The 23,760-nt window shown below is 70.9% G+C and carries 26 protein-coding genes and 2 pseudogenes; 15 read left to right on the forward strand and 13 right to left on the reverse strand.

Going from position 1 to position 23,760, the window contains the following annotated elements:
- The first annotated feature begins 23 nt into the window (after positions 1–23).
- The gene (locus OG303_RS36960) at positions 24–797 is read left to right on the forward strand and encodes a class I SAM-dependent methyltransferase (protein ID WP_405873992.1); all 774 of its coding nucleotides are present in this window, start codon (positions 24–26) and stop codon (positions 795–797) included.
- A gap of 57 nt (positions 798–854) precedes the next feature.
- Here the strand turns inward: OG303_RS36960 and OG303_RS36965 are convergent, their stop codons facing one another.
- The gene (locus OG303_RS36965; RefSeq protein ID WP_405873994.1) at positions 855–1,808 is read right to left on the reverse strand and encodes an endonuclease/exonuclease/phosphatase family protein; all 954 of its coding nucleotides are present in this window, start codon (positions 1,806–1,808) and stop codon (positions 855–857) included.
- A gap of 139 nt (positions 1,809–1,947) precedes the next feature.
- Here OG303_RS36965 and OG303_RS36970 point away from each other — a divergent pair, with 139 nt between their 5' ends.
- From OG303_RS36970 to OG303_RS36980, 3 genes are all read left to right on the forward strand, one after another.
- The gene (locus tag OG303_RS36970; RefSeq protein ID WP_405873995.1) at positions 1,948–3,330 is read left to right on the forward strand and encodes an amidohydrolase; all 1,383 of its coding nucleotides are present in this window, start codon (positions 1,948–1,950) and stop codon (positions 3,328–3,330) included.
- Positions 3,331–3,448: 118 nt separating this feature from the next.
- The gene (locus OG303_RS36975; protein WP_405873997.1) at positions 3,449–3,661 is read left to right on the forward strand and encodes a hypothetical protein; all 213 of its coding nucleotides are present in this window, start codon (positions 3,449–3,451) and stop codon (positions 3,659–3,661) included.
- A 35-nt stretch (positions 3,662–3,696) separates the two neighbouring features.
- Positions 3,697–4,878 carry a cytochrome P450 gene (locus OG303_RS36980; RefSeq protein ID WP_405873998.1) on the forward strand — a complete coding sequence of 394 codons (1,182 nt, stop codon included), beginning with the start codon at positions 3,697–3,699 and terminating at the stop codon, positions 4,876–4,878.
- A 21-nt stretch (positions 4,879–4,899) separates the two neighbouring features.
- On the opposite strand, the pseudogene OG303_RS36985 reads toward OG303_RS36980, so the two are convergent.
- A pseudogene (locus OG303_RS36985) lies at positions 4,900–4,992 on the reverse strand (pentapeptide repeat-containing protein); the annotation flags it as partial.
- A gap of 57 nt (positions 4,993–5,049) precedes the next feature.
- On the opposite strand from OG303_RS36985, the gene OG303_RS36990 reads away from it, so the two are divergent.
- The gene (locus tag OG303_RS36990) at positions 5,050–5,739 is read left to right on the forward strand and encodes a DUF899 domain-containing protein (protein ID WP_405873999.1); all 690 of its coding nucleotides are present in this window, start codon (positions 5,050–5,052) and stop codon (positions 5,737–5,739) included.
- Positions 5,740–5,904: 165 nt separating this feature from the next.
- Complete coding sequence (locus OG303_RS36995) at positions 5,905–6,090, forward strand: hypothetical protein (protein ID WP_405874000.1); 186 nt, start codon at positions 5,905–5,907, stop codon at positions 6,088–6,090.
- A 44-nt stretch (positions 6,091–6,134) separates the two neighbouring features.
- On the opposite strand, the gene OG303_RS37000 is transcribed toward OG303_RS36995, so the two are convergent.
- From OG303_RS37000 to OG303_RS37010, 3 genes are all read right to left on the reverse strand, one after another.
- Positions 6,135–7,991, reverse strand: a complete 1,857-nt coding sequence (locus OG303_RS37000; protein WP_405877672.1) for an ABC transporter ATP-binding protein — start codon at positions 7,989–7,991, stop codon at positions 6,135–6,137.
- A 256-nt stretch (positions 7,992–8,247) separates the two neighbouring features.
- A complete protein-coding gene (locus tag OG303_RS37005) occupies positions 8,248–8,688 on the reverse strand; it encodes a hypothetical protein (protein WP_405874001.1) in 441 nt (146 codons plus the stop codon).
- Positions 8,679–9,359 (reverse strand): ATP-binding protein, encoded by a 681-nt coding sequence (locus OG303_RS37010; RefSeq protein WP_405874002.1) that lies wholly within the window; start codon positions 9,357–9,359, stop codon positions 8,679–8,681. Before OG303_RS37010 ends, OG303_RS37005 begins: the two co-directional genes overlap by 10 nt.
- A 272-nt stretch (positions 9,360–9,631) precedes the next feature.
- Between OG303_RS37010 and OG303_RS37015 the strand changes: the two genes are divergently transcribed.
- From OG303_RS37015 to OG303_RS37025, 3 genes and pseudogenes are all read left to right on the forward strand, one after another.
- A complete protein-coding gene (locus tag OG303_RS37015) occupies positions 9,632–10,492 on the forward strand; it encodes a helix-turn-helix transcriptional regulator (protein ID WP_405874003.1) in 861 nt (286 codons plus the stop codon).
- Positions 10,493–10,747, forward strand: a complete 255-nt coding sequence (locus OG303_RS37020; protein WP_405874004.1) for a DUF397 domain-containing protein — start codon at positions 10,493–10,495, stop codon at positions 10,745–10,747.
- 50 nt (positions 10,748–10,797) lie between these two features.
- Positions 10,798–11,565, forward strand: a pseudogene (locus OG303_RS37025) (SAM-dependent methyltransferase).
- A 17-nt stretch (positions 11,566–11,582) separates the two neighbouring features.
- On the opposite strand, the gene OG303_RS37030 reads toward OG303_RS37025, so the two are convergent.
- Both OG303_RS37030 and OG303_RS37035 read right to left on the reverse strand, forming a co-directional pair.
- The gene (locus OG303_RS37030) at positions 11,583–11,723 is read right to left on the reverse strand and encodes a hypothetical protein (RefSeq protein ID WP_405874006.1); all 141 of its coding nucleotides are present in this window, start codon (positions 11,721–11,723) and stop codon (positions 11,583–11,585) included.
- A complete protein-coding gene (locus tag OG303_RS37035; RefSeq protein ID WP_405874007.1) occupies positions 11,720–13,216 on the reverse strand; it encodes a PLP-dependent aminotransferase family protein in 1,497 nt (498 codons plus the stop codon). Before OG303_RS37035 ends, OG303_RS37030 begins: the two co-directional genes overlap by 4 nt.
- A gap of 47 nt (positions 13,217–13,263) precedes the next feature.
- Here OG303_RS37035 and OG303_RS37040 point away from each other — a divergent pair, with 47 nt between their 5' ends.
- Entirely contained in the window at positions 13,264–13,785 is a 522-nt protein-coding gene (locus tag OG303_RS37040) for a carboxymuconolactone decarboxylase family protein (protein WP_405874008.1), read from the forward strand.
- 34 nt (positions 13,786–13,819) lie between these two features.
- Here the strand turns inward: OG303_RS37040 and OG303_RS37045 are convergent, their stop codons facing one another.
- The 3 genes from OG303_RS37045 to OG303_RS37055 all read right to left on the reverse strand — a co-directional run bounded on the left by OG303_RS37045 (position 13,820) and on the right by OG303_RS37055 (position 16,835).
- Entirely contained in the window at positions 13,820–15,307 is a 1,488-nt protein-coding gene (locus OG303_RS37045; protein WP_405874009.1) for a glutamate synthase subunit beta, read from the reverse strand.
- Positions 15,308–15,473: 166 nt separating this feature from the next.
- Positions 15,474–15,953: a DUF1772 domain-containing protein gene (locus tag OG303_RS37050; RefSeq protein ID WP_405874011.1), complete on the reverse strand. Its 480-nt coding sequence runs from the start codon at positions 15,951–15,953 to the stop codon at positions 15,474–15,476.
- A gap of 186 nt (positions 15,954–16,139) precedes the next feature.
- Complete coding sequence (locus OG303_RS37055) at positions 16,140–16,835, reverse strand: DUF2293 domain-containing protein (RefSeq protein WP_405874012.1); 696 nt, start codon at positions 16,833–16,835, stop codon at positions 16,140–16,142.
- A gap of 138 nt (positions 16,836–16,973) precedes the next feature.
- Here OG303_RS37055 and OG303_RS37060 point away from each other — a divergent pair, with 138 nt between their 5' ends.
- The 3 genes from OG303_RS37060 (at position 16,974) to OG303_RS37070 (ending at position 18,691) form a co-directional block, all read left to right on the forward strand.
- Entirely contained in the window at positions 16,974–17,615 is a 642-nt protein-coding gene (locus OG303_RS37060; RefSeq protein WP_405874014.1) for a uridine kinase, read from the forward strand.
- A 98-nt stretch (positions 17,616–17,713) separates the two neighbouring features.
- Positions 17,714–18,127: a PPOX class F420-dependent oxidoreductase gene (locus tag OG303_RS37065; protein WP_405874015.1), complete on the forward strand. Its 414-nt coding sequence runs from the start codon at positions 17,714–17,716 to the stop codon at positions 18,125–18,127.
- 135 nt (positions 18,128–18,262) lie between these two features.
- Entirely contained in the window at positions 18,263–18,691 is a 429-nt protein-coding gene (locus OG303_RS37070) for a CBS domain-containing protein (RefSeq protein WP_405874017.1), read from the forward strand.
- Between the two features lie 18 nt (positions 18,692–18,709).
- Here OG303_RS37070 and OG303_RS37075 read toward each other — a convergent pair whose 3' ends face one another.
- The gene (locus OG303_RS37075; protein ID WP_405874019.1) at positions 18,710–19,837 is read right to left on the reverse strand and encodes a magnesium and cobalt transport protein CorA; all 1,128 of its coding nucleotides are present in this window, start codon (positions 19,835–19,837) and stop codon (positions 18,710–18,712) included.
- A 274-nt stretch (positions 19,838–20,111) separates the two neighbouring features.
- Between OG303_RS37075 and OG303_RS37080 the strand changes: the two genes are divergently transcribed.
- Both OG303_RS37080 and OG303_RS37085 read left to right on the forward strand, forming a co-directional pair.
- A complete protein-coding gene (locus tag OG303_RS37080) occupies positions 20,112–20,906 on the forward strand; it encodes a methyltransferase domain-containing protein (RefSeq protein ID WP_405874020.1) in 795 nt (264 codons plus the stop codon).
- 439 nt (positions 20,907–21,345) lie between these two features.
- Entirely contained in the window at positions 21,346–21,774 is a 429-nt protein-coding gene (locus tag OG303_RS37085; RefSeq protein WP_405874022.1) for a VOC family protein, read from the forward strand.
- A 77-nt stretch (positions 21,775–21,851) separates the two neighbouring features.
- Here the strand turns inward: OG303_RS37085 and fdhA are convergent, their stop codons facing one another.
- Together fdhA and OG303_RS37095 are read right to left on the reverse strand one after the other, a co-directional pair.
- Entirely contained in the window at positions 21,852–23,078 is a 1,227-nt protein-coding gene (fdhA, locus tag OG303_RS37090; RefSeq protein ID WP_405874023.1) for a formaldehyde dehydrogenase, glutathione-independent, read from the reverse strand.
- 118 nt (positions 23,079–23,196) lie between these two features.
- A complete protein-coding gene (locus OG303_RS37095) occupies positions 23,197–23,751 on the reverse strand; it encodes a methylated-DNA--[protein]-cysteine S-methyltransferase (protein ID WP_405874025.1) in 555 nt (184 codons plus the stop codon).
- Positions 23,752–23,760: the final 9 nt, after the last annotated feature.

Here is a 23,760-nt window from a genome sequence, read left to right on the forward strand (position 1 = left end):
CAGCTCGGAAAGGCAACGGCGCCATGCCTGCCAAGAACCTCACCGCCGACCGCTCCGCCCTCGGCCACCGACTCACCTACGCCCTGCGCCATCCCGACCGGGTGCCCCGCCATCTGGCACGCGCCGCCAGGGACATGTGGCTGAGCCGCCGCCACCCGGACCACGTCTCCTACTACCGCGCCGTGATGCGCTCGGACACCCGCGCCGACCCGGACGCGGCGGTCGGCAGCCGCAACCGGGAGCGCTGGCTGGCGCTGGGGGCCATGCAGTTCGACTACCTCGTCGGCCACGGCCTGCGGCCCGAGCACCACATGCTGGAGATCGGCTGCGGCAACCTGCGCGGCGGCTGGCGGTTCATCCGGCACCTGGAGCCCGGGCACTACTACGGCATCGACATCTCGCCCGACATCCTGGTCGCCGCGCAGGACACAGTCGTGGACATGGGCCTGGAGAAGCGGCTCCCCACCCTCACTCCCGTACGCGACCTGACGCTGACCTTCCTGCCCGACTCCCACTTCGACGTCGTCCACGCGCACAGCGTCTTCTCGCACTCCCCGCTCCCGGTCATCGAGGAGTGCCTGTCCCACGTCGGGCGGGTGCTCGCACCGGGCGGCTGGTTCGACTTCACCTTCGACCGCACGGAGGGCGAGGAGCACCAGGTGCTGAGGGAGGACTTCTACTACCGCACCGAGACGCTGGTGGCGCTGGCCGAGAAGCACGGGCTGCGGGCCCGCTTCATGGAGGACTGGGAGGAACTCCCGCACGGCCAGTCCAAGATCCGGGTCACCGCACCCTGAGCTGCCGCCTGCCGCCTGCCGCCTGCCGCCTGCCGCCTGCCGCCTGCCGCCTGCCGCCTACGGCCCCAGCCGCACCCACACCGGCGCATGGTCCGACCCCGGCTTTCCCCGCCGGTCCGCCGGATCCGGCCCCACCGACGGCAGCCGCAGCGTCCCGTCGCCCGGGAGGCCCGTGCCCGCCGCCGTCACCCGCCGGACCAGGCGGTGGCTCACCAGGATGTGGTCGATCAGCTCACGCCGTCCGGAATTGATGCGGGAGTAGCGCTGCTCGGCGGGGATCAGCGGGGCCACGTCCCACAGCCGCAGCGCGTCGCCCTGGTCCGGCCTGTCGTAGCCGGGTGTGCCGATCTCGGAGCCCGGCGGGCCGAGCAGGATCTGTGTGGTCGCGGCCTGCACCTCGTCGTTCAGGTCGCCCAGCACGGCGACGTCCCGCTCGCGTCCGTCCCCGGCCAGCAGGACGTCGGCCAGCGCGCGCAGCGTCGTCGCCTCGGCGGCCCGCCGGTAGAGGGCGTAGGCGCCGTAGCGGGCCCGTTCGCCCTCGTCGTGGGGGAAGAAACGGCCTCCCGGGTACGACAGCAGTTTCGACTTGAGATGGGCCACGGCCACCCGCAGCGGGCCGAAATCGGTCGCCACCTCGATCGCCAGGAAGCCGCGGCCCGCCGCCGACACCTGCGCACCGGAGTCGTTGTCCTGTATGGGGCGCAGCTTCGCCGGGAACGCGTTCGTGTCCGACAGCACCTCCATCGCCCTACGACCGAGGAATCCGACCCGGATGCCCCGGCCGTCCGGATGCTCCGACAGCGCGACGTGCCAGTCGCCGTCCAGCATGTCGACCAGGTCGCCCAGCGCCTCGGGCTCACCGACCTCCTGTACGCCGAGCAGCGTCGGGTCGAGGTCCGTGAGCACGGCGGCCAGGGCGGCCAGCTTCGTCTCGTAGGCGGCCTTGTCCTTGGGCCCGAAGGGGCCGCCGGGCCGGTACAGGTTCTCCAGGTTCCAGGTGCCGAGGATCATGCCGGGCCCCTCTCCAGAAGCCTTCGGACGAGCCGTGGTGTGAGGCCAGGGTCCCTGTCCGGCCGATTCCGCGACAGAGCCGCGACCGGATGCGCGGTTCGGCTCACGCGACCCGACGACCGCGTCGTACGTTGGCGGGATGACCGACTCTCCCGCCGATCCGTCTCCTGCCGATCACTCTCCAGCCGATCTCATCATTACCGGCTGCACCGTCCTCGTGCACGACGATCAAGAACGGACCGGGTTCGAGGAGGACGCGGCCGTCGTCGTACGGGACGGGGTCGTCGAGTCGGTGACGACCGCCTCCGCGGTGGAGCACCTCGCCGCGGCCGAGCGCATCGACGGGCGCGGGCAGGTCGCGATGCCCGGCCTGATCAACTGCCACACGCACGCGCCGATGGTCGCGCTGCGCGGCGTCGCCGAGGACCTGCCCACCGAGGAGTGGTTCAACGACGTCGTCTGGCCCATCGAGTCCAACCTCACGGAAAAGGACGTGGAGTTGGGGGCGCGGCTGGCCTGCGCCGAGATGATCCGCGGCGGCGTCACCTGCTTCGCGGACCACTACTTCGCCATGGACGCGGTCGCCGCCGTAGTCGCCGAGTGCGGGATCCGGGCCCACCTCGGAGAGGCGTACTTCTCCTCCCAGGGGCCTCAAGGCCGGGAGAAATCCCTGGAGTTCGCGCTACGACACCGGGGCGGCGCCGGCGGCCGCATCACCACCGCCCTCGCCCCGCACGCGCCCTACACCGTCGACGACACCGACCTCACCGCCACCGCCGAACTCGCCCGGGAACACGGCCTGCCGGTCCACATCCACGCCGCCGAGAACCGCGACCAGACCGAGGTCAGCCTCGACCGCCACGGCATCACTCCCGTCGAGGTCCTCCACCGCACCGGACTCCTCGACGCCGACGTCCTCATCGCGCACGGCACCGGCATCCTCGACCGCGACCTGCCCCTTCTCGAAAACGCCAGCGGCCGCGTGGCCGTCGCCACCGCGCCCCGCGGCTACCTCAAGTTCGCCTGGCCCACCACGACTCCGGTCCGCGCCCTGTACGACATCGGCGTCCCCGTCGGACTCGCCACCGACGGCGCCGCCTCCAACAACTCCCTCGACGTGTGGGAGGCGATGGCGCTCACCGCCCTCATCCAGAAGTCGACCACGGGCGACCCGCGATGGCTGACGTCCCGTCAAGCCCTGCACCACGCAACGCTGCAGAGCGCGCGGGCGGTAGGCCTCGGCGACACCCTCGGCACCCTGCGCCCCGGCCGCCGGGCGGACATCATCCTCGTCGACCTCACCGGTCCGCACACCCAGCCCGTCCACGACCTCGCCGCCACCCTCGTGCACAGCGCCCGCTCCTCCGACGTACGGACGACGATCGTCGACGGGCGGGTACTGATGCGCGACCGCGAGCTGCTCACCCTCGATGTCCCGGCGGTGGTAAGGGAGTTGGGGGAGCGGATGCCGGCCCTCCTCGACCGGAGCCATGGTCGGCGCATCCAGGATTACAAGACCTAGAAACCGGCCTCATACAAGTACTTTGCCGCCAACCAGCAGTAACCAGGCGGTCGCGCTGGGTGGTTTCACGCTACACAAGAAGGCCGGGACAGACTCGTCCGAGGGGAAGGGCCGGCCGGTGGAGCTGACGATCGATGTCGGGGTGCTGCTCGCTGTGATCATTGCCGTGCGGCTGGGGCGCCGCACCGAGGCTCGCAGCCGGAACGACGAGAAGCTCACCGTGGCCATCGTGTTGGTGTTCGGCATACTGATCGCCCCCACCGCTTTCGGCCAGGGCGTTCTCGACGTCGTCGGTCAACTCGCCCAGGGCATAACCCAGTCGGGCAGGTGATCTCGTCGGCGCCCCGGCGCCCCTAGGGTGAGGTCATGGATCCCGCCGACGGCCTCCTCGACCACCCGTACGACGTCTACCGGCGCCTGCGCGACACCGCGCCCGTGCACAGCATCGCCGGACCGGACGGCACTCCCGCCTGGATCGTCACCCGCTACGACGACGTGCGTGCGGCCCTCGCCGACCCACGGCTCTCCGTCGACAAGCGGCATGCCACGGCGGGCACCTACAAGGGCTTCTCCCTGCCGCCCGCGCTCGACGCCAACCTTCTCAACATGGACCCGCCCGACCACACCCGCATCCGCCGCCTGGTCGGCCGGGCCTTCACCACGCGCCGCGTCGAGCAGCTCCGTACGCCGATCCGGCGCACCGCCGACCAACTCCTCGACGCGCTCGGCCCGCACGGCACCGCCGACCTGGTCGCCGCCTACGCCGCACCCCTGCCGATCACCGTCATCTGCGACCTGCTCGGCATCCCGGAGCAGCAGCGCCTGGACTTCCGCGTCTGGACCGACACCCTCATCGCCCCCGACCCGGCGCGTCCCGAAGCGGCCAAGGAGGCGGTGGTCGCGATGCTCGGCTACCTCACCCAACTCCTCGTGGACAAGCGCCGGGAACCGGCCGACGACCTGCTCTCCGACCTGATCGCCGTGCGCGACGAGGGCGACCGGCTCAGCGAGGACGAGTTGATGTCCCTCGCCTTCCTCATCCTCTTCGCCGGATACGAGAACACGGTGCAGCTCATCGGCAACGCCGTGCTCGCCCTGCTGCAACACCCCGAGCAACTGGCCGACCTGCGCGAGGACATGTCGCAACTCCCCACCATGGTGCAGGAGTTCCTCCGCTACGAGGGCCCCGCCCTGCTCGCCATCCGGCGCTTCCCCGTCGAGGACGTGACGATCGGCGGCGTCACCGTCCCGGCCGGCGAGACCGTCTGGGTCTCCCTGTCCGCCGCCGACCGCGACCCCGCCCGCTTCCCCGACCCCGACCGCCTCGACCTCGCCCGCGACGCCTCCGGCCACCTCGCCCTCGGCCATGGCATCCACTACTGCCTGGGCGCACCCCTGGCCCGCGCCGAGACCGAGATCGCCGTCGCCGCCCTCCTGGAGCGCTTCCCCGAACTCACGCTCGCGGACAAGGACCTGCGATGGCGCCGCTCCCTGCGCGCCCGCGGCCTGGTCGACCTTCCGGTGACGTACGCACAGAAGAACTCCTGACAGACGATCACCTGACAGGCGAACTCCTGACAGACGTACTCCTGACAGACGTACTCCTGACAGACGAGCTCGCGACAGAAGAACTCCCGGCAGAAGAATTTCTGAAGCAGCGATGAGTTCTGCCCCTCCGCACGGTCACCACCCGGAAGGGACCGTTGCACAGGAGGGGCCATGTCGCTTCCGGAGATCGTCTCGCGCGAGCAGTGGCGTGCCGCACGCGAGGAACTGCTCGCCAAGGAGAAGGCGCTCACGCGCGCGCGTGACGCGCTCAATGCCGAGCGGCGTCGGCTGCCGATGCTCGCGGTGGACAAGGAGTACGTCTTCGAGGGCGGCGACGCGAAGGCCACCCTTCCCGACCTGTTCGAGGGGCGGCTCCAACTCGTCGTCTATCACTTCATGTTCGCGCCCGAGTGGGACGCCGGCTGCCGCAGCTGCTCGGGATTCCTGGACCAGATCGGGCATCTGGCACATCTGAAGGCGCGGGGCACGACCTTCGCGGCCGTCTCCCGGGCGCCGTACACGAAGATCCTGCCGTTCAAGGCGCGGATGGGGTGGACGCTGCCCTGGTACTCGTCGTACGGCAGCGACTTCAACCACGACTTCGACGTGACCCTGGAGCATGAGGGGGAGCCGGTTGAGCGGCCCGGCGTCAGCTGTTTTCTGCGGGACGGCGAGCGGGTCTTCCACACCTACTCGACCTACGAGCGCGGTCTCGACGGACTCGGCTCGACCACCAGCTTCCTGGACCTGACCGCGCTGGGCCGGCAGGAGGAGTGGGAGGAACCGGAGGGGCGGGCGTCGGTTCTGGGGGCGCCAGCAGGCAGCGAGCGCATTCGGTATCACGATGAGTACGAGGAATGAAACGGAAAGTAGTCGATTTGTGTCCGGGATCTTCACTAAGTGACCGGATCCTCACACTCCGCGCTGAACGAGTGTCAACTACGTCTCAGTCCCGCAACTGAGCGAGGCGTTCTGCCCCTGGAAGGCGTTAACTCCTACAAGCACGACGCTTTCTGGAGGTGCAGGATGGTGAACGGGCGAACAGTGCTCGAACGCTTTCCCGCGGGTGGCCCGCGGGGATCGTGGCCGGCCGAGGAGTTCGCGCACGCGCGGCGCCTGGAAGGGCTGGCCGCCGAGGTCGTCATGGACCTCGCGACGGACACGTTCCTGGTGGTCGTCGGCGGCGACGCGGCCGTGGACGCGGTCGCCTGACGACGTGAGCCCGCTCTCAGGGCGGGCCTTCACGCCACTCCTCCTCATCCGGCCTTGGGCACCGGCGCCGTGAACTGCTCCGCCTGGAGCGAGTACAGCTCCGCGTAGATGCCACCGCTCGCCAGCAGCTCGTCCGGGGTGCCGGACTCCGCGAGGCGGCCCTGGTCGAGGACGTGCACCAGGTCCGCGTGGCGCACGGACGCCAACCGGTGAGTGATCAGGACGACGGTCTGGCCGGCCGAGGCCAGGGCGCGGATCTTCTCGAAGACCTCCAGTTCGGCCCGGGCGTCCAGGGCCGCCGTCGGCTCGTCCACGACCAGGATCCGGCCGCGCCGGTACGCAGCCCGCGCGATGCCGAGCCGCTGCCACTGACCGCCGGACATCTCGTGGCCGCCGCTGAAATTGCGGGCCAGCAGGGTGTCCAGGCCGCGCGGCAGATCCTCCACCACGTCCTGGGCCCCGGCCTCGGCGAGCGACGTGGCCATGCGCTCCTCGGTCAGGGGCGCGGAGGAGCGGCCGACGGCGACATTGACGCGGGCCGTGAACGGCCAGCGCTTGAAGTCCTGAGCCAACATCGCGACCCGCTCGGCGAGTTGATGCCGGTCCGCGGTCGCCGCGTCGACGCCGTCCCACAGGATCCGGCCCCCGTCCGGTTTGTACAGGCCCGCGAGCAGCTTGATCAGGGTCGTCTTGCCGGAGCCGTTCTCGCCGACCAGCGCCACGATCCGGCCGAGCGGGAGGGAGAGCGTGACGTCGTCGAGGGCGGGGCGGGAGGACTCGCCCGGGTAGCGGAACGTGACGTTCTCGAAGCGGATCTCCCGTGGCTCCTCGGGCAGCGGGTCGCCGCCGACCGGAATCGCCCGTTCGGCCGCCTCGACGTAAAGCTTCTGCAGATCGCCCACGAACAGGGCCTCCTGGTGGAGCGAGTTGATCTCCAGGACCAGGCTGTCCAGGCTCGAGGAGCCCGTACGGATCGCGATCACGGCCGTCCCCGCAACCGACAGGGCCATCGCCCCGGACAGCAGCAGCCCGCCGAGCGTCGCGTACGTCGCCGTGGTCGCGAGGCCCGTCCAGGTCGCCGCGATCAGCCCGGTGCGCGCCGTGAGCCGGGCCAGCCGGGCCTGCTCCGCCTCCGCGGTCTCCGACATCGCGCGGAAGTGACGCAGCAGGAAGGGCCCGATGCCGTGCACCCGGATCTCCGGCGCGGCGGCGGGCTCGGTGAGCAGCCCGCTGATCAGCTGCCCGGCACGCACGTGCTGCACCCAGATGTGGAAGGACTCGTAGCGGCGCCGGGCGTTGGTCAGCGCGCTCCACGCGCTGGGCAGCGTCATCGTCGCGAGCAGCGGGAGCAGCGCCGGGTGCAGCACGGTCAGCACGCCCGCCGCCGCGATCAGCGAGATCATCGCGTTCACCACGCGCGTGGCGTACGAGATCATCCGCCGGGCCGAGGCGGCGCCGTACTGCGCGGTGTCCAGGAGCTTGTGGAAGGCGTGGTCCTCGATCGCGGCCAGTTCCACGGCCGCCGCCCGCTCCAGATACAGCTCCGTGGCCACCCGCTCCACCTTGGGCTCCAGGCGTCCGGTGGCATACGTCGACGCGGCCCGCAGCAGGGCCCCGACCAGCATGACGGCGGCCATGGCGATCAGCGCGGGTGCGGCGCCGCGCAGCCGGTCCTCGATCGGGCCACCGGTGATCAGCCGGCCCAGCACGCTGTTGACCGCGAGCAGACTCACCGCCTGGGTCGCGCCCCGGCTGACCTCGGCCGCCAGCACGATCCGCGCCGCCTGCCGGTCGGCCTGCCACGCGAGCCGGAAACTCGATCCCAGCAGGCCCGGCAGCCGCGTCACCATGGCCCGGAAGTTCAGCTCCAGAAACGTGTCCCGGTGCTGGCTCCAGCCCATGTCGTAGCGCAGGGGTCCCCCGAAGAGCAGCTGCTCCGACTCGGAGACCTCGGGAGTTCCCGAGTCACCCCGCTTCTTCCGCCCTCCCGAGCGTCCCCTCTCCTCCCGCCATTTCCCCACGGTCGGCCTCCCCCGATCCACGTCGACGAAGGGTCACTATCGCCGGGCCGCGTCCCGTCGGGCAGGGCGCGCGGGGGAGAAGGGCGAGAGCGCGGGCGTACGCCCTTCAGCAGCGGGATGTTTACGCAATCACGGTCTACGCGATGGCCGGCCGCGACCACGTCGGCGTCGTCCCCGTCACCCGGCACAGGGCCAGGTACAGCGGGATCGGCGGCGTGTACGGGAGCTTGCCGGTCGGCCGGTGGATGAGGTCGGGGACCGCCGGGGCGTCCGGAACTACCGCCCCGGCGGCGTACTGCGTGGGCGCCGGCCACTCGAGTGCGTAGTCGGAGTCGGACGGGACGAGCAACCACCAGTGCGCCTCGTCGGCGTAGACGCACCCCACGCGCGGCAGCCGGGGCAGCACCAGCGGGCCGAAGCGGGCGGGTATCTCCACCGCGTCGCAGCCCAGCGGGGCCGTCATACCGTCCGGCACGGGCAGCCGCCGGGGCGTGCCCGGGGTGTGCAGTCCGCGCCGGAGGCGGACCAGCGTGTCCAGGGTCAGTACCTGGCCGCCGGAGACAGCCCTCACCGCCATGCGCCCCCCGTTCCGTGCTGCCTGTGGTGTGCGTCCGCCTCGTCCTCGTCGCCCGAACCGCCGGGCGGGCCCGGCTTGGGGCGGGCTCCCCAGCCCAGGTCGTTGTACGGCTCGTTCGCCTCCGGGGGCGCCGCAGCAGATGTGCAGGGCCCGCAGTCGTGGCCGAGCGTGTCCGGGAAGGCGGCCTGGCGCGGCAGTTCCGCCCAGACCAGCAGTCCCGGGCCGTGTTCGCGTGCGCCCCAGGCGTCACAGAGCGCGTCGATGAGGAGCAGTCCCCTCCCGTGCTCCTCCTCGGGCCGCGCCCGCAACGGATGGGGCTCACCCGGTGCGCAACCTTCGTCACGCACGGCTATGCGCACCAGCTCGTCGTCGTCGTGCAGCTCGCAGACTATGTGGCTGCTCGCCGTGTGCACGAGGGCGTTGGTGACCAGCTCGGAGATCACCAGGGCCGCGGTGTCGCAGATGTCCTCGCACACCGACCACACGTTCAGCCGGGCCCTCGTCAGGCGCCTGGCCTGCGCGGGAGAGCCCGGATGTGCGGCCAGCTCGAAGCGGAACCGGCGCTCGGCAGCGGCCCTGTCGGGGCCTGCTGCCGCCGCGGTACCGAGACCGAGCGGGCGGCCTGCGGCAGCGTCTGTTCCTAATGGCGCGGACGGAATCACGCTTGCCACTATCGCCCCGCCGTGAACACTTGGCAAGTGTCACTCTGAAAAATGCAGAGTGCTGTGTGACGTGGTGAAGGGCCGTGGCACACTGCTCGCAACAGCACGTTGAGCGGCGCCAGTTGGGATCGATGGAGATCCGTACGAAACCGTACAGATCTTCTAATGGGTCTTCGAATGGCGCCGCAGGGCTGTCAGCATGCTTTCGAGGCAGGCGTGAACCCCTCGCGGCCGTCCTGCCAGGGATTTCAGGGACGTCGGCGACTTGGTGGAGGTGGAGCGTGAGTGAACCGCGGTCCGCGCCGACGGTCGGTCAAGTCGTGCTCGGTCGCCGTCTGTTGGACCTGCGGGAGCGTGCGGGCCTCAAGCGTGAGGAGGCCGCCCGCATCCTCCGCGTCGCCCCCGCCACGGTCCGCCGCATGGAGATGGCCGAGGTCTCCCTCAAGATCCCCTACCTCCAGCTGCTGTTGAAGGCTTACGCCGTCTCCGACGAGGAGGCCGAGGCCTTCGTGCAGCTGGCCGAGGAGGCCAACAGGCCCGGCTGGTGGCAGCGCTTCCACGACATCCTGCCCGGCTGGTTCTCCATGTACGTCAGCCTGGAGGGTGCGGCCGGCCTCATCCGCTCGTACGACCCGCACTTCGTGCCCGGTCTGCTGCAGACCGAGGACTACGCGCGGGGAGTGCTGCGGTCGGGCGCCATAGGCCAGACCAGGCCCGACGACATCGAGCGCCATGTCGCCCTGCGCATACAACGCCAGGAACTGCTCACCCGTCAGGACGCGCCCCGTTTCTGGGCCGTCATGGACGAGACCGTGCTGCGCCGCCCGGTCGGCGGCCCGGAGGTGATGCGTGCCCAGATCGACAGGCTGCTCGAGGCCACGAAGCTGCCCAACGTGACCCTGCAGGTCGCGCCCTTCACCAACGGGCCGCACCCCGGCACGTTCGGGCCCTTCGTGCTGTTCCGATTTGCCATGTCAGAACTGCCGGACATGGTCTACAGCGAGTACCTGACCGGCGCCGTCTATCTCGACGCGCGCGCGGAGGTGGCGACCCACCTCGAGGTCATGGACCGCATGGCGGCGCAGGCCGCTACGGCACATCGCACGAAGGAGATCCTCCTGGATCTCCGCAAGGAGCTGTGAATGGATCGCATCAAGTCGCGCAAACACGTCTACAACGGCATGCCCGCGCGGGAGTTGGGCAGCGAGGGCTGGCACAAGCCGTGGAGCGGCGGCAACGGCGGGAACTGCTTGGAGGCCATGAAGCTCGCCGACGGACGGATCGCCGTCCGCCAGTCCACCGACCCGGACGGGCCGGCGCTGATCTACACCACCGACGAGATGACGGCGTTCATCGAGGGTGCCAAGGCGGGGGAGGCCGACTTTCTGCTGTCGTGACGTGTGATGGTCCGACGCTCGTTCAACTCCCTGCTCTTGATATTGAATTGATGGATAATCAGTTAATGGTTGAGATTGACACCGGCAAGCCGCATCCGGCGCGGATGTACGACTGGTACCTCGGCGGCAAGGACAACTACCCGGTCGACGAGGCCATGGGCCGGCAGATGCTCGCCCTGGACCCGCGCGTGCCCGTCATGGCACGTGTCAACCGGGCGTTCATGCACCGCGCCACCCTCCCCCAGGGCTAAACGCCCGGGGGGACCCCCAGGCTGGCCCAGCACGGCGTACGGCAGTTCCCGGACGTCGGCACCGGCATCCCCACCGAGCCCAACCTCCACCGGATCGCCCAGGAGATCGCACCCGAGGCCCGCGTCGTCTACTGCGACAACGACCCGATCGTGCTCGCCCACGCCGCCGCCCTGCTGAGGGGCGCGGACGGGGGCGTCACGGAGTACCTGCAGGCCGACGTCCGCGATCCGGACGCCGTCCTCGAAGGCGCCAGGAAGATCCTGGACTTCGGCCGGCCCGTGGCCCTGTCCCTCGTGGCGCTGCTCCACTTCGTCTCCGACGAGGACGGCGCACACGAGCTCGTCCGCCGGCTGCTGTCCGAACTCCCCTCCGGCAGCTACCTGGTGGCCAGTCACGCGACCGCCGACTTCACCCCCGAGGAGTTCACGCGCTTCGTCGACGGTCCGGAACTCGTCGCGCCCGGAGTCGAGGTGCCGCAGCTGTGGCACCCCGAGCTGGGCGAGCCGGTCCCCGGGCAGGACGACGGGGTCATTCCGGGGTACGGGGCGGTGGCGCGCAAGCCGTAGCCACCCGGCGGCCGGGCTCACACCCACGACCGGATGCGTCGCGGGGCGTCCACGAGACGGCTCACGACCACCACCGGGAGCGGCGGCTGCTCGGTCTTGCCGGGGCTGAGGTTCAGCCCCGGCTCAGACCTGCTCGAGCCGGTGCCGGGGCGGCTCATCCAGGGGCAGGATCCCGGAGCCCGCCCGGCGGCAGGATCCGGCACAGCGCCTCCAGTGCGGCCCCGTACGCGTGCTCCGAGGGCGTCGCGTATCCCACGACGAGACCGTCGCGCGCGGCGGTGTCCGTCTCGGGGTGCCGGAACTCGGCGAGGCCGTCGAGGGCGATGCCCTGCCATGCGGCGGCCTTGACGGCGGACGGCTCGGTGCCGGGCGGCAGTCGCAGCACGGCGTGCAGTCCCGCCGCGACCCCGGTGACCTCGATGTGCGGTGCCTGCGCGGCGAGCGCCGCGACGAGGCGGTCCCGGCGGCTCCGGTACCGCTGCCGCATACGCCGTACGTGACGGTCGTACGAGCCGGAAACGATGAAGTCGGCGAGGCTCAGCTGGTCGAGGACGCTCGCCCAGGCCTCGCGCTCGCCCTTGGCCGCGAGCACGCCGCCGACGTACCGCTCCGGCAGCACCATCCACCCCAGCCGCACCGCGGGCGACAGGCTCTTGCTGACCGAGCCGAGGTAGATCACCCGCTCGGGATCGAGGCCCTGGAGGGCCCCGACGGGCTTGCGGTCATAACGGAACTCCCCGTCGTAGTCGTCCTCCACGACCACCCCGCCACGCGCGCGTGCCCAGTCGACGACCGCGGCGCGGCGCTCGGCGTGCAGCGGTCCGCCGGTCGGGAACTGGTGGGCGGGCGTGAGCAGCACGGCACGCTCGCGTGCCAACCGCTCCACGCGGGCGCCCTGTTCGTCCAGGGGGAGCGGTACGGTCCGTACGCCCGCGGCCGCGAGCAGCTCCCGGTGGAAGGGCAGCCCGTACGCCTCCACGGCCAGGGGTCCGCCGAGCACGCGGTCCCGGCCGCCGAACAGCAGCCGCAGCCCGTGCGCGAAACCGGAGCAGATCACGATCCGGTCCGGCTCGGTACGCACACCACGCGCCCGTGCCAGGTACTCCGTGAGCGCCTCCCTCAGCTCGACGCGACCGGCAGGGTCGCCGGGCCCGAACACCTCGTTGGGCGCCTGCTGGATGGCCCGTCGGTAGGACGCGAGCCAGGCCGAGCGCGGGAACGCGGACGCGTCCGGGGTGCCCTGGCGGAGATCGTGCCGTGGGCCGCCGGGATGGGGCGGCGGCTTCGGACCACGCGCGCGTGGAGGCGCTGTCGACGCACGCGCGCGTGGAGGTGCCTTTACGGGCGCGCGCTCGGCGTGTCGTAGGGGTTCGGCCCGCTCCGCGACCCGGGTGCCCGAGCCCTGGCGCGCGGTCAGCCAGCCCTCCGCGACGAGCTCCGCATACGCGTCGGCCACCGTGTTGCGGGCGACACCGAGGTCGGCGGCGAGCGAGCGGTACGGCGGCAGCCGGGTGCCCGGAGCCAGCCGCCCACTGCGCACGGCCTCGCGCAGCGCCTCGGTCAGCGCGGCACGCCGCCCACCCGCACCGGCCAGTTCCAGATGCAGGTCGGCCCCGATCCGCTCGGCGGAATTGACCCACGTTTTCGCCATGGAAATGCACCCTACCGTGGGTCTTTTTACCTCATAGGTTGGAGCACATGACGACGAACACCACGCACCTGACGACGAACGCGACCGTCCCTTCCGCCACACCCGCCGTGGCCGAAAAGACCCGCCTCGACTTCGCGAAGTCCGCCCCGAAGGTCTTCCGCGCCCTCATCGGCTTCGACGCCGCCGCCCGCGAGGGCCTCGACCCGGCCCTCGTTGAACTGATCCAGATCCGCGCCTCGCACATCAATCACTGCGCGTACTGCCTCCACATGCACACGGGCGACGCCCACAAGGCCGGCGAGAGCGAGGACCGGCTGCACATGGTCGCCGTCTGGCGCGAGGCCCGCCACTTCTTCACCGAGCGGGAACAGGCGGCTCTCGCCCTGACGGAGGCGGTGACGCTGGTGGCCGACGGCGGCGTCCCGGACGAGGTCTACGCGCAGGCCGCGGCCCACTTCGACGAGCAGGAACTGGCCCATGTCCTGGCCCTGATCTTCACGATCAACACGTGGAACAGGGTGGCGCTGTCGACGGGCAAGGTGGCGGGCACGGACGAGCGGCGCCGCTGACGCGCCGCTCCGACATCGACTTCCGAACGGCGCTCTACACGGTCATCGGGCGGTCGTACGGCCCGATCGGCGCCGGCAGCCGCGAACTCCCCGTCAGATAACGATCGACCGCCGCCGCCACCGCCCGCCCCTCGGCAATCGCCCACACGATGAGCGACTGTCCGCGGGCGGCATCCCCGGCGGCGAACACGCCGAAGGCACTCGTCGCGAACCCGGCGTCCCGAGTGATCGTCCCGCGAGGCTCCATCGCCAGCTCCAACTGGTCGATGAGCCCGTCCCCCCGGTCGGGCCCGGAGAAGCCGAGCGCGAGCAGAACGAGATCGGCGGGCAGCGTCCGCCCGGTGCCGTCCACCGGCTGCCGCCGCGCGTCCACCTCGACCAGGTGCAGCGACCGCACATGCCCGCTCTCGTCGCCCGAGAAGCGGAGCGTGGACGCCGCGAACAGCCGCGCGTCCGCGTCCGCCGCCGGCGCCGTCTCCAGATCGCGGGCCTCCTCGTGGGCGGCCGACAGCCGGTAGATCTTCGGGTACGTCGGCCACGGCTCGGCGTCCTCGTCGCGATCGGCGCCGGGCTGGGCGTAGATGTCCAACTGCGTGACGGACGCGGCCCCTTCACGCACCGCGGTCCCCAGGCAGTCCGCCCCCGTGTCACCGCCGCCGACGATGACGACGTGCTTCCCGGCGGCGGACATCGGGGAGCTCTCCAGATCCCCTTCCCGCACCCGGTTGGACAGCGGCAGATACTCCATCGCCTGCTCTATCCCAGCCAACTCCCGCCCCTGCACGGGCAGTTCACGCCACGCGGTCGCCCCCGTCGCGATCACCACGGCGTCGTAGCGCGCCCGCAGCTCGGTCGCCCCGACATCCCGCCCGACCGCCGTCGACGTACGGAACTTGGTCCCCTCGGCCCGCATCTGCTCCAGCCGCCGGTCGAGATGGCGCTTCTCCATCTTGAACTCGGGGATGCCGTACCGCATCAGCCCGCCGAGCCGGTCGTCCTTCTCGTACACGGCGACCGTGTGCCCCGCCCGGGTCAATTGCTGTGCCGCCGCCAATCCCGTGGGCCCCGAACCGATCACCGCGACGGTCCGCCCGGACAGCCGGTCCGGCGGCCGCGGCGGCGCGAACCCCAGCTCCCACGCCTTGTCGGCGATGGCGACCTCGACGTTCTTGATGGTGACCGCGGGCTGGTTGATGGCAAGCACACACCCCGCCTCGCACGGCGCCGGACACAACCGGCCGGTGAACTCGGGGAAGTTGTTCGTCGCGTGCAGCCGGTCGGCCGCCGCCCGCCAGTCGTCCCGGCTGACCAGGTCGTTCCACTCGGGGATCAGATTGCCCAGCGGACAGGCGTCGTGGCAGAACGGGATGCCGCAGTCCATGCAGCGATCGGCCTGCTTGGTGATGATGGGCAGCAGCGCCCCGGGGACGTAGACCTCGTCCCAGTCCCGGACCCGCTCCTCCACCGGCCGGCGGGGCCAGTCGCGGCGAGGCGTGGTCATGAATCCCTTGGGATCGGCCATGGCCGTCTCCCTTGCGTACGCGTACGACGAGCCGTACGACATCGGGCAGCACCCTTTCGGCCACGATACGACTCCCCGGCCAGGTGCGCAGAGGGGACGGACAGCGCTTTCCGCCCCCTCTTCTCAGAGATCCCCCAGGGCTCGCCCCGAACTTCTCAGCACCCTCTCAGGTCAGCGCGAGCACAAACGCCAGCGCCGAGCCGGCCGAGGCGACCGTGCGGACGTGGTTCCAGAACGTCCACTCGCGCACGTACGACGGCCAGTACGCGGCCGCCTCCTGCGTGCCCGGGTCCAGCTTGGCCAGCACGTCGTTGCGCGGCACGTTCGCGACCATGGTCACGCCGAAGCAACCGAACAGATACAGCGCGCTGCCCACCAGCAGCTCCACCCTCCCGTCGCCCGGCCACAGCACGAACGTCACCACGGCGATCACCGCGCACAGCACCGCCGACCCCACGAACACGAGCATGAACGCCGGCATCACCGCGGTCACGTTGATCGCGTTCATCGCGGCGACCCCCTGCGCCGGCGGCAGCGCGGCGAGCGCCCTCATCACGAACGTCGAGAAGCCGCAGAAAACCCCGGCCACCAGGCCGGTCCCGAGCACACCCAGCACCGTCAGCCAGAAGTACGGTCCATCGATCACGTCAGGTCAACTCCCCGTATCGGGCCGAGACTTGCCCGGCACCTCCCGTCACCACAAGTGAAATTCCGTACGAGCGCGGTGACCATGGCCGAAGAACGCGGGCACATACGCGAGCGTCCAACCATGATCCACCGGTCCGCCGCCCGTGCAAGGTGAGCCCGGCGCCCGCCGCCCGCTTCCCCTTCGTCAACCGACCCCCGCCCTTCCCGATCGCCACCCCCGCAGCACCGTCTCCACCCCCGCCCCGATCCGCCGCCGCGCCTCGTGCCGCGGCACCCCGCTCATCAGCAGCTGGTCGTACGGCGTGTCCGTGTGCCGTACGGACGCCACCACCGCCGAGACCACCGCCGGCTCGGACAACGCCCGCCCCGCCGCGCTCCGGCCCACCCGCCCGCTGCCCCGCGCCGACGCGTGCGCCGCGATCGCCTGGGCCCGCTTGGCCGGGCAGCCGGGAAACAGCCGCCGTATCTCCGCCGTGAATGCCTCCGTGAACCGCACGTCCTCCGTGGCCCGCCGCCGGGCGTCCCGCACCCGGCGCCGCCGCCGCGCCTCCGCGTCCGCGAGGCACCGCTCCTCGGCCCGGGCGAGCCCCGCCTCCTCGACCAGGACGCCCTGCCGCTCGTACCGCCCCTTGCGCCGGTTGAACCGCACCACCACCGCCGACAGCGTGCTCTCCTCCCGCGACCGCCGCGTCAGCGCCGTGTCGCCGCGCGGCAGGAACACCAGATGCCCGAGGTCGGCACAGTCGAGACACCGTGGCGCGCTCTCTTCGAGCACGAGCAGCGCCAGCGGTCCGGCGTGACACTCCTTGCAGTGCCGTCTCTTGAGTGGCTGGAAGACGAGAAGCCCGGTGCGTGGCGGGGGAGTTGCAAGACGTGCCATAAGTGATTCATTCCCCCTGACGGGACTCCGGACTACCGCGAAATCACGCCCTCTGCACCCTCGCCCTGCGCACCCTCCTCCTGGGCACGCGCCTCTCCCGCCGGTGCACACCGCATCCCGACCGGCGGCTGACGCATCATGGGCCGTGTGCGACTCGAAGCGATCACCTGGGACCGGCTCGGCGACCTCCTGGCCGAGCGGCTGCTCGACCTCAAGCCGGCCGACGGCAGCCCCTGGCCGCGCATCGCCTTCGACGGCGCCCCGGCAGCCCGCCCGGGAGACCTCGCCGAGCGCGTCGCCGAAGCCCTGCGCATACGCGGCCGCCCCTCGCTGACCGTCGGCGCCGAGGGCTTCCTGCGCCCCGCCTCGCTCCGCCTGGAGTACGGCCACCAGGACGTCGACGCCTACTACGACGGCTGGTTGGACACCGGCGCTCTGTGGCGCGAGGTGTTCGGCCCCCTCGAACCCGGCGGCGACGGACGAGTCCTGCCCGACCTGTGGGACCCCGTCACCGACCGCGCCACCCGCAGCCCCTACGTCCAACTCCCGCCCGGCGGCTTCCTGTTGCTGCACGGCCCCCTCCTGCTGCGCCACTGGTTCCCCTTCGACCTGACCACCCACGTCCTCCTCTCACCCGGCGCCCTGCGCCGCCGCACCCCTGAGCCCGACCACTGGACGCTCCCCGCCTTCGAGCGCTACGCGGACGAGACCGACCCGGCCGGCGCGGCAGACGTCCTGGTGCGCGCCGACGACCCGCGCCATCCGGCGTGGAGAGGTTGATCGGCCGGAGAGGCCGATTGGTCGGAGAGGCAAGTTGCTCGGAAAGGTTGATCGGCAAACCGCTTTTATATGCACGCGCATGTAGTTACTCTGGCTCCATGACGACCTCATCGAGTGATCCCGTCCCCTTCGCCGACTCGGTCCGCGCTCTTCTCGACGGCAAGAACTTCGCCAGCGTCGCCACCCTCGGCCCCGACGGCGCCCCGCAGAACTCCGTGGTCTGGATCAAGCGCGAGGGCGACACCGTGCTCTTCTCCTCCACCGACGGGCGCCAGAAGGTGCGCAACCTCCGTCGCGACCCCCGCATCAGCCTCTCGGTCTTCGACCTCGCCAACCCCTACACCTCGGTCGAGATCCGCGGCACCGCCGAGATCCTCCCCGACGAGGGCAAGCGGCTCCCGCACGAGCTCTCGCACAAGTACCTGGGCATCGACCCGCCCGCCGAGAAGGACGACGAGGTCCGCGTGATCATCCGCGTCGTCCCGCGCAGGATCGTCGGCTTCTCGGCCTGAACACAGTCACCCCGGGACGTCTGTTACCGCGGAGTTCCAGGTGCACGGGCCACGCCGCGCGGCGAGAATGTAGGGCGCCGGGACTAGCGGTGCGTTCCCGCGCCGCGCCGGCCGTCCGGCACCGGGAGGTACTCCATGACCACCGCCGGAGACATCATGCACCGTGGCGCCCAGTGGATCCCCGCGCACGAGACGCTGGACCGCGCGGCCCAGCTGATGCGCGACCTGAACGTCGGAGCCCTGCCCATCAGCGACCAGAACGAGCGGCTCTGCGGCATCCTCACCGACCGCGACATCGTCGTCGGCTGTGTGGCCATGGGCCACGACCCGGCCAAGGTCACCGCGGGCGAGATGGCCCACGGCACCCCGCGCTGGATCGAGTCGGGCGCCGACGTCGGAGACGTGCTCCGGGAGATGCAGGACCACCAGATCCGCCGGCTCCCCGTCATCGAGAACAAGCGGCTGGTCGGCATGATCAGCGAGGCCGACCTGGCCCAGCACCTGGCGGAGAACCAGATCGCCGACTTCGCCCACAGCGTGTACGCGAGGAGCACGACGCGCTGACCCGTCCCAGGGACCGCGTCACAGCCAGCCGTTGCGCCGGAAACCGCGGTACAGCACCAGGCACGCCACCGAAATCACGCCTATGACCAGGGGGTATCCGAACCTCCAGTGCAGCTCCGGCATGTGATCGAAGTTCATGCCGTACACACCGCAGACCATCGTCGGCACGGCGATCACCGCGGCCCAGGCCGTGATCTTCCGCATGTCCTCGTTCTGGGCCACGGTGACCTGCGCGAGGTGGGCCTGCAGGATCGAGTTGAGCAGTTCGTCGAAGGCGGCGATCTGCTCCTTCGCCCGCATGAGGTGGTCGAGGACGTCCCTGAAGTAGGCCTGTATCTCCGGGCCGACCACCCGTATCGGCCGGGTGGCGAGCTCCTCGACCGGGCGGCCGAGCGGGACGACGGCCCGCTTCAGCTCCAGGAGTTCACGCTTGAGCTGGTAGATCCGGCCCGGGTCGGCCCGCGCGCCGTTCTCCGCGAACACGTCCATCTCCACCTGGTCGATGTCCGCCTGCACCGAGTCGGTGACATGCAGATAGTCGTCGACGACATGATCCGCGACCGCGTGCAGAACGGCAGACGGCCCCTTCGCCAGCTGCTGCGGGTCGGACTCCAGCCCCTCGCGCAGAGGGCCCAGCGAGCCGTGCATCCCGTGCCGGACCGTGATCACGAAGTCCTCGCCGACGAACACCATGATCTCGCCGGTGTTGACCACCTCGCTCGTCGCCGTCAGCTCCTCGTGCTCGACGTAGCAGACCGTCTTGAACACCGCGAACAGCGTCTCGCCGTACCGCTCCAACTTCGGGCGCTGGTGGGCCTCGACCGCGTCCTCGACCGCCAGCGGATGCAGGTCGAAGAGCTCGGCGATGCCCGCGAACTCCTGGTCCGTCGGCTCGTGCAGCCCCAACCACACGAACCCGTCCCGGTGCTTGCGCACGCGCTGCACGGCGTCGACCAGATCGCTGCCCCCGGGCGCCCGCACACCGTCCCGGTAGGTCACACAGTTCACCACCGAGGAGCCCAGCGGGGACCGGGCCGGGTGACTCAGGTCGACGCGGGGGCGCCGCCGGGCCAGCCGTGCCACCCTGCGAAGGCCGCCGACCCTGCCGAGGTTCGTGACCTTCCGCAGATTCCCTGCCATGGACATCTGGATCTCCTTGCGTGGATCTCCGTGCTCGATGCGCGGTTTGCGGTTCGCCTCCGTGGTGAGCCGCCTGTCTTTGCCTTGGCGGGCCAGTTTGCCAGGTCTGTGTAAGCGGCGGGTGAGCCTGTGGGAGCAGGGCATTCCGCTTGGTTCCCGCCTGTGGACGACGGGTTCGCCGCCGGGGGCGTCAAGGTGCGCCGAATCAGGCTTCGGCCATCTCGTCGCAGGCGCCGCGTCGGCCGCTTCCGGAAAGCAGGGCAACTGGGATCATCGCGCCATGACGCGATCCGACGGGTATCTCCTCGACAACCGGCAGACCGAGGCGCGAGAGCGCTTCGACGCCTTCGCCACCCTCTTCGACCCCACGACCTTCCGGCACCTCGAAGGGTTCGGCATCGGCTCCGGCTGGCGCTGCTGGGAGGTGGGCGCGGGCGGCACCTCGGTGGTGTCCTGGCTGGCCAAGAAGGTCGGTCCGACCGGAAAGGTCGTCGCCACCGACATCGACACGTCCCTGCTCGCCTCCGTGGCCCGGCCGCCGGTGAACGTGCGCGTCCACGACGTGGGTGCCGAGGAGCCGCCGGGCGAGGACTTCGACCTGGTGCACGCCCGGCTCGTTCTCGTCCATGTGCCGGACCGCGAACGGGCGTTGCGGTCGATGATCAAGGCCCTGCGCCCCGGTGGCCGGCTCCTGCTCGAGGACGCCGACCCGGCCCTGCAGCCCCTGGTCTGCCCCGACGAGCACGGCCCCGAGCAGCAGCTCGCCAACCGCCTTCGGCACGGTTTCCGCAAGCTGCTCGCCGACCGGGGCGCCGACCTCGCCTACGGGCGCCGCCTCCCGCGCCTGCTCCGCGAGGCCGGTCTGCGCAACGTGGAGGCCGAGGCCTACTTCCCCCTCACCTCCCCGGCCTGCGCCGCCCTCGAGTCGGCCACGATCCGCCAGGTCCGCGAACGCCTCGTCACCGCGAACCTCGCCACGAACGAGGACATCGACCGCCACTTGGCGAACGTCGCGGCCGGCGGGATGGACCTGGCCACAGCCCCGATGATCTCGGCGTGGGGGCGCAAGGCGTAACCCTGCGGGGAGGCGGCGGGGTGCCGGAGGGGCTGCGGCAACTCCACCGGGGCTGCCGTTGCCGAGCTGCGGCCGGCAGCCGGAGGGCAGCGCGCCGCCCGCTCACCGGCCGACGTCGCCCCCCGGCCCCAGACGGGTACTCGCTCACGGCCCGCCGACGCCGCCGACCGCCCCGCGTGCCGCCCGCTCACCGGCCGATGTCGCCCCCCCGGCCCCCGACGGGTGCTCGCTCGCGGCCCGCCGACGTCGCCCGTCCAGCGCGGAGGCCCGTCTGTGGCTGGGTGGTGCCCGCGACGTGCGGCTCGGCCTCGTCGGCGCCACCTGCACCATGTGCGTGCGTGTGTCCTGTCCGACTCCCTCGGCTCTGGCGCGCGGCAGGCGCGCGGTAGCTCCGGCCAGACCCTTGCGGCCTGTGAGGGACGACACCAGGCTGAAGAACATGACGGACAACACGACACGTCTCGACCATGTCGTCCTGTGGGTACACGACCCGGTCGCCTCGGCCGACTTCTACGAGAAGGTGATCGGGCTGCGGCCACTGCGGATCACCGAGTTCTCCGCGGGGAAAGTCTCCTTCCCTTCAGTACGGCTCAACGACGAGACCATCCTCGACCTCATGCCCCACTCCATGGCAGAGCGCATGAAGATGCTCCCGGGCGCCGCCGACAGCGCGGGCCACCCGGTCAACCACGTCTGCTTGGCCCTGCCCGGCGACGACTTCGACGCCCTGCACAGCCGCCTCCAGGAACGCGCCGCCCCCGTCTCCGAGCTCTCGTACGACTCCTACGGCGCCCGGGGCAAGGCCACGCGCAGCTTCTACTTCCGTGACCCGGACGGAAACGTCTTCGAGGCCCGGCACTACGACTGACGACCAGCCGCGGGTGCAGAAAGGGGTGCCCACGCGTACGCGTGGGCACCCCCTCTTCTTTCCTGCTGTTCAGGAGCTCAGACAGGTCGTACGCCGCTCAGCGCTCCGTGTGGATCGAGCACGTACTTGCGGCTGGCGCCCTGGTCGAACTCGGCATAGCCGCGCGGTGCGTCGTCCAGGCCGATGACGGTCGCGTTGACCGCCTTGGCGATGTGCACGCGCCCGTGCAGGATCGCCATCATCAGGCCCCGGTGGTACTTCATCACCGGGCACTGCCCGGTCGTGAAGTGATGGCTCTTGGCCCAGCCGAGGCCGAGCCGCACCTTCAGCGTCCCGGACTTCGCGTCGTCGTCGATCCCGCCGGGGTCGTCCGTGACGTACAGCCCGGGGATGCCCAGGGCACCGCCCGCGCGCGTGACGCCCATCAGCGAGTTCAGGACCGTCGCGGGCGCCTCGGGAGCGTCCTTGCCGTGGGCCCGGGCCTCGAAGCCGACCGCGTCGACCGCCGCGTCCACCTCGGGCTCCCCGAGGATCTGCGCGAGCTGGTCCTCGATGCTGCCCTGCGAGACGTCGACGGTCTCACAGCCGAAGCTCCGCGCCTGGGCGAGGCGTTCGGCATTGAGGTCGCCGACGACGACCACGGCGGCACCCAGCAGCTGCGCGGACGCGGCTGCCGCCAGACCGACCGGGCCCGCCCCGGCGACGTACACCGTCGAACCCACACCGGCGCCCGAGCTCACCACGCCGTGGAAGCCGGTCGGGAAGATGTCCGACAGCATGGTCAGGTCGAGCAGCTTCTCGCGCGCCTCGGCCGCGTCCGGGAACTTCAGCAGGTTGAAGTCCGCGTACGGGATCATGGCGTACTCGGCCTGGCCGCCGACCCAACCGCCCATGTCGACATAGCCGTAGGCCGCGCCGGGGCGAGCCGGGTTGACGTTCAGGCAGATGCCTGTCTTGCGCTCCTTGCAGTTGCGGCACCGCCCGCAGGCGATGTTGAACGGTACGGAGACGATGTCGCCGACATCGATGAACTCGACGTCCGGACCCCGTTCGACGACCTCTCCGGTGATCTCGTGTCCTAGAGCCAGCCCCTCGGGCGCGGTCGTCCGCCCGCGCACCATGTGCTGGTCACTTCCGCAGATGTTGGTGGCGAGCACCTTGAGGATCACACCGTGCCGGCACTTGCGGCCGACGTTGTCGGGTGCGACCCCCGGCCCGTCCTGGAGTTCAAGCGTCGGGTAGTCGATGGTCCTGACTTCCACCGCGCCCGGCTTGAGATATGCGACTGCCCTGTTTCCGGTCATGCGTGATCGCCGTCCCTTCGGCTCCGAGCTTTCGGATGCCAGTGGCTGTACGCATCACCGAGTCTGCTACTGCCTCCGCTTCCCGGCCACCCTTCGCGTGCCCCTCAGAACCTGTGGCTCAGAACAGCGGCTCGGGCAGCACCCCCTCCAGAGCGAGCAGCTTGCGCTTCGTCTCGAGCCCGCCCCCGAACCCGCCGATGCCCCCGTCGCTCTCCACCACCCGGTGACAGGGCACGACGACCGGCAGCGGATTGGACCCCATCGCCACTCCCACCGCCTGGGCCGCGCCCGGCTGGCCCACCCGCCCGGCCAGGTCGCCGTAGCCCACGACCGCGCCGTACGGGACGCCTGCTGCCAGTTCGCGCAGCACCTGCCGGTTGAAGCCCGAGATCAGCGACCAGTCCAGCGGCAGCTCGAAGTCGCGCCGCTCACCAGCGAAGTACGCCTGGACCTGCCCTATCGCGTCGGCTAGCAGCGGCGAGTCGGGTGCCTCCACGGGCTCGCCGCCCAGCCGGGACGCCAGCCGGTCGAGCGCCTTGTCGCGCACCGCCTCGGTGGCGTGGAACACGACGTTGACCAGGCCTTCGCGGGTCGCGGCCAGCAGCAGCGGACCGATGTCGGTGCCGACAATCGCCCACACGACCTGCTGTTCGTACTGCCCATCGCTGTCCATGCGCCCACC

Source organism: Streptomyces sp. NBC_00005 (assembly GCF_045160215.1).
Taxonomy (GTDB): domain Bacteria; phylum Actinomycetota; class Actinomycetes; order Streptomycetales; family Streptomycetaceae; genus Streptomyces.

Excerpts from the sequence above, each read along its gene's own strand:
- OG303_RS36960 (WP_405873992.1), top strand. The coding sequence starts at position 24 with ATGCCTGCCAAGAACCTCACCGCCGACCGCTCCGCCCTCGGCCACCGA.
- OG303_RS36965 (WP_405873994.1), bottom strand. The coding sequence starts at position 1,808 with ATGATCCTCGGCACCTGGAACCTGGAGAACCTGTACCGGCCCGGCGGC.
- OG303_RS36970 (WP_405873995.1), top strand. The coding sequence starts at position 1,948 with ATGACCGACTCTCCCGCCGATCCGTCTCCTGCCGATCACTCTCCAGCC.
- OG303_RS36980 (WP_405873998.1), top strand. The coding sequence starts at position 3,697 with ATGGATCCCGCCGACGGCCTCCTCGACCACCCGTACGACGTCTACCGG.
- OG303_RS36990 (WP_405873999.1), top strand. The coding sequence starts at position 5,050 with ATGTCGCTTCCGGAGATCGTCTCGCGCGAGCAGTGGCGTGCCGCACGC.
- OG303_RS36995 (WP_405874000.1), top strand. The coding sequence starts at position 5,905 with ATGGTGAACGGGCGAACAGTGCTCGAACGCTTTCCCGCGGGTGGCCCG.
- OG303_RS37000 (WP_405877672.1), bottom strand. The coding sequence starts at position 7,991 with ATGGGCTGGAGCCAGCACCGGGACACGTTTCTGGAGCTGAACTTCCGG.
- OG303_RS37005 (WP_405874001.1), bottom strand. The coding sequence starts at position 8,688 with ATGGCGGTGAGGGCTGTCTCCGGCGGCCAGGTACTGACCCTGGACACG.
- OG303_RS37020 (WP_405874004.1), top strand. The coding sequence starts at position 10,493 with ATGGATCGCATCAAGTCGCGCAAACACGTCTACAACGGCATGCCCGCG.
- OG303_RS37030 (WP_405874006.1), bottom strand. The coding sequence starts at position 11,723 with ATGAGCCGCCCCGGCACCGGCTCGAGCAGGTCTGAGCCGGGGCTGAAC.
- OG303_RS37035 (WP_405874007.1), bottom strand. The coding sequence starts at position 13,216 with ATGGCGAAAACGTGGGTCAATTCCGCCGAGCGGATCGGGGCCGACCTG.
- OG303_RS37040 (WP_405874008.1), top strand. The coding sequence starts at position 13,264 with ATGACGACGAACACCACGCACCTGACGACGAACGCGACCGTCCCTTCC.
- OG303_RS37045 (WP_405874009.1), bottom strand. The coding sequence starts at position 15,307 with ATGGCCGATCCCAAGGGATTCATGACCACGCCTCGCCGCGACTGGCCC.
- OG303_RS37055 (WP_405874012.1), bottom strand. The coding sequence starts at position 16,835 with ATGGCACGTCTTGCAACTCCCCCGCCACGCACCGGGCTTCTCGTCTTC.
- OG303_RS37060 (WP_405874014.1), top strand. The coding sequence starts at position 16,974 with ATGGGCCGTGTGCGACTCGAAGCGATCACCTGGGACCGGCTCGGCGAC.
- OG303_RS37065 (WP_405874015.1), top strand. The coding sequence starts at position 17,714 with ATGACGACCTCATCGAGTGATCCCGTCCCCTTCGCCGACTCGGTCCGC.
- OG303_RS37070 (WP_405874017.1), top strand. The coding sequence starts at position 18,263 with ATGACCACCGCCGGAGACATCATGCACCGTGGCGCCCAGTGGATCCCC.
- OG303_RS37075 (WP_405874019.1), bottom strand. The coding sequence starts at position 19,837 with ATGTCCATGGCAGGGAATCTGCGGAAGGTCACGAACCTCGGCAGGGTC.
- OG303_RS37080 (WP_405874020.1), top strand. The coding sequence starts at position 20,112 with ATGACGCGATCCGACGGGTATCTCCTCGACAACCGGCAGACCGAGGCG.
- OG303_RS37085 (WP_405874022.1), top strand. The coding sequence starts at position 21,346 with ATGACGGACAACACGACACGTCTCGACCATGTCGTCCTGTGGGTACAC.
- fdhA (WP_405874023.1), bottom strand. The coding sequence starts at position 23,078 with ATGACCGGAAACAGGGCAGTCGCATATCTCAAGCCGGGCGCGGTGGAA.
- OG303_RS37095 (WP_405874025.1), bottom strand. The coding sequence starts at position 23,751 with ATGGACAGCGATGGGCAGTACGAACAGCAGGTCGTGTGGGCGATTGTC.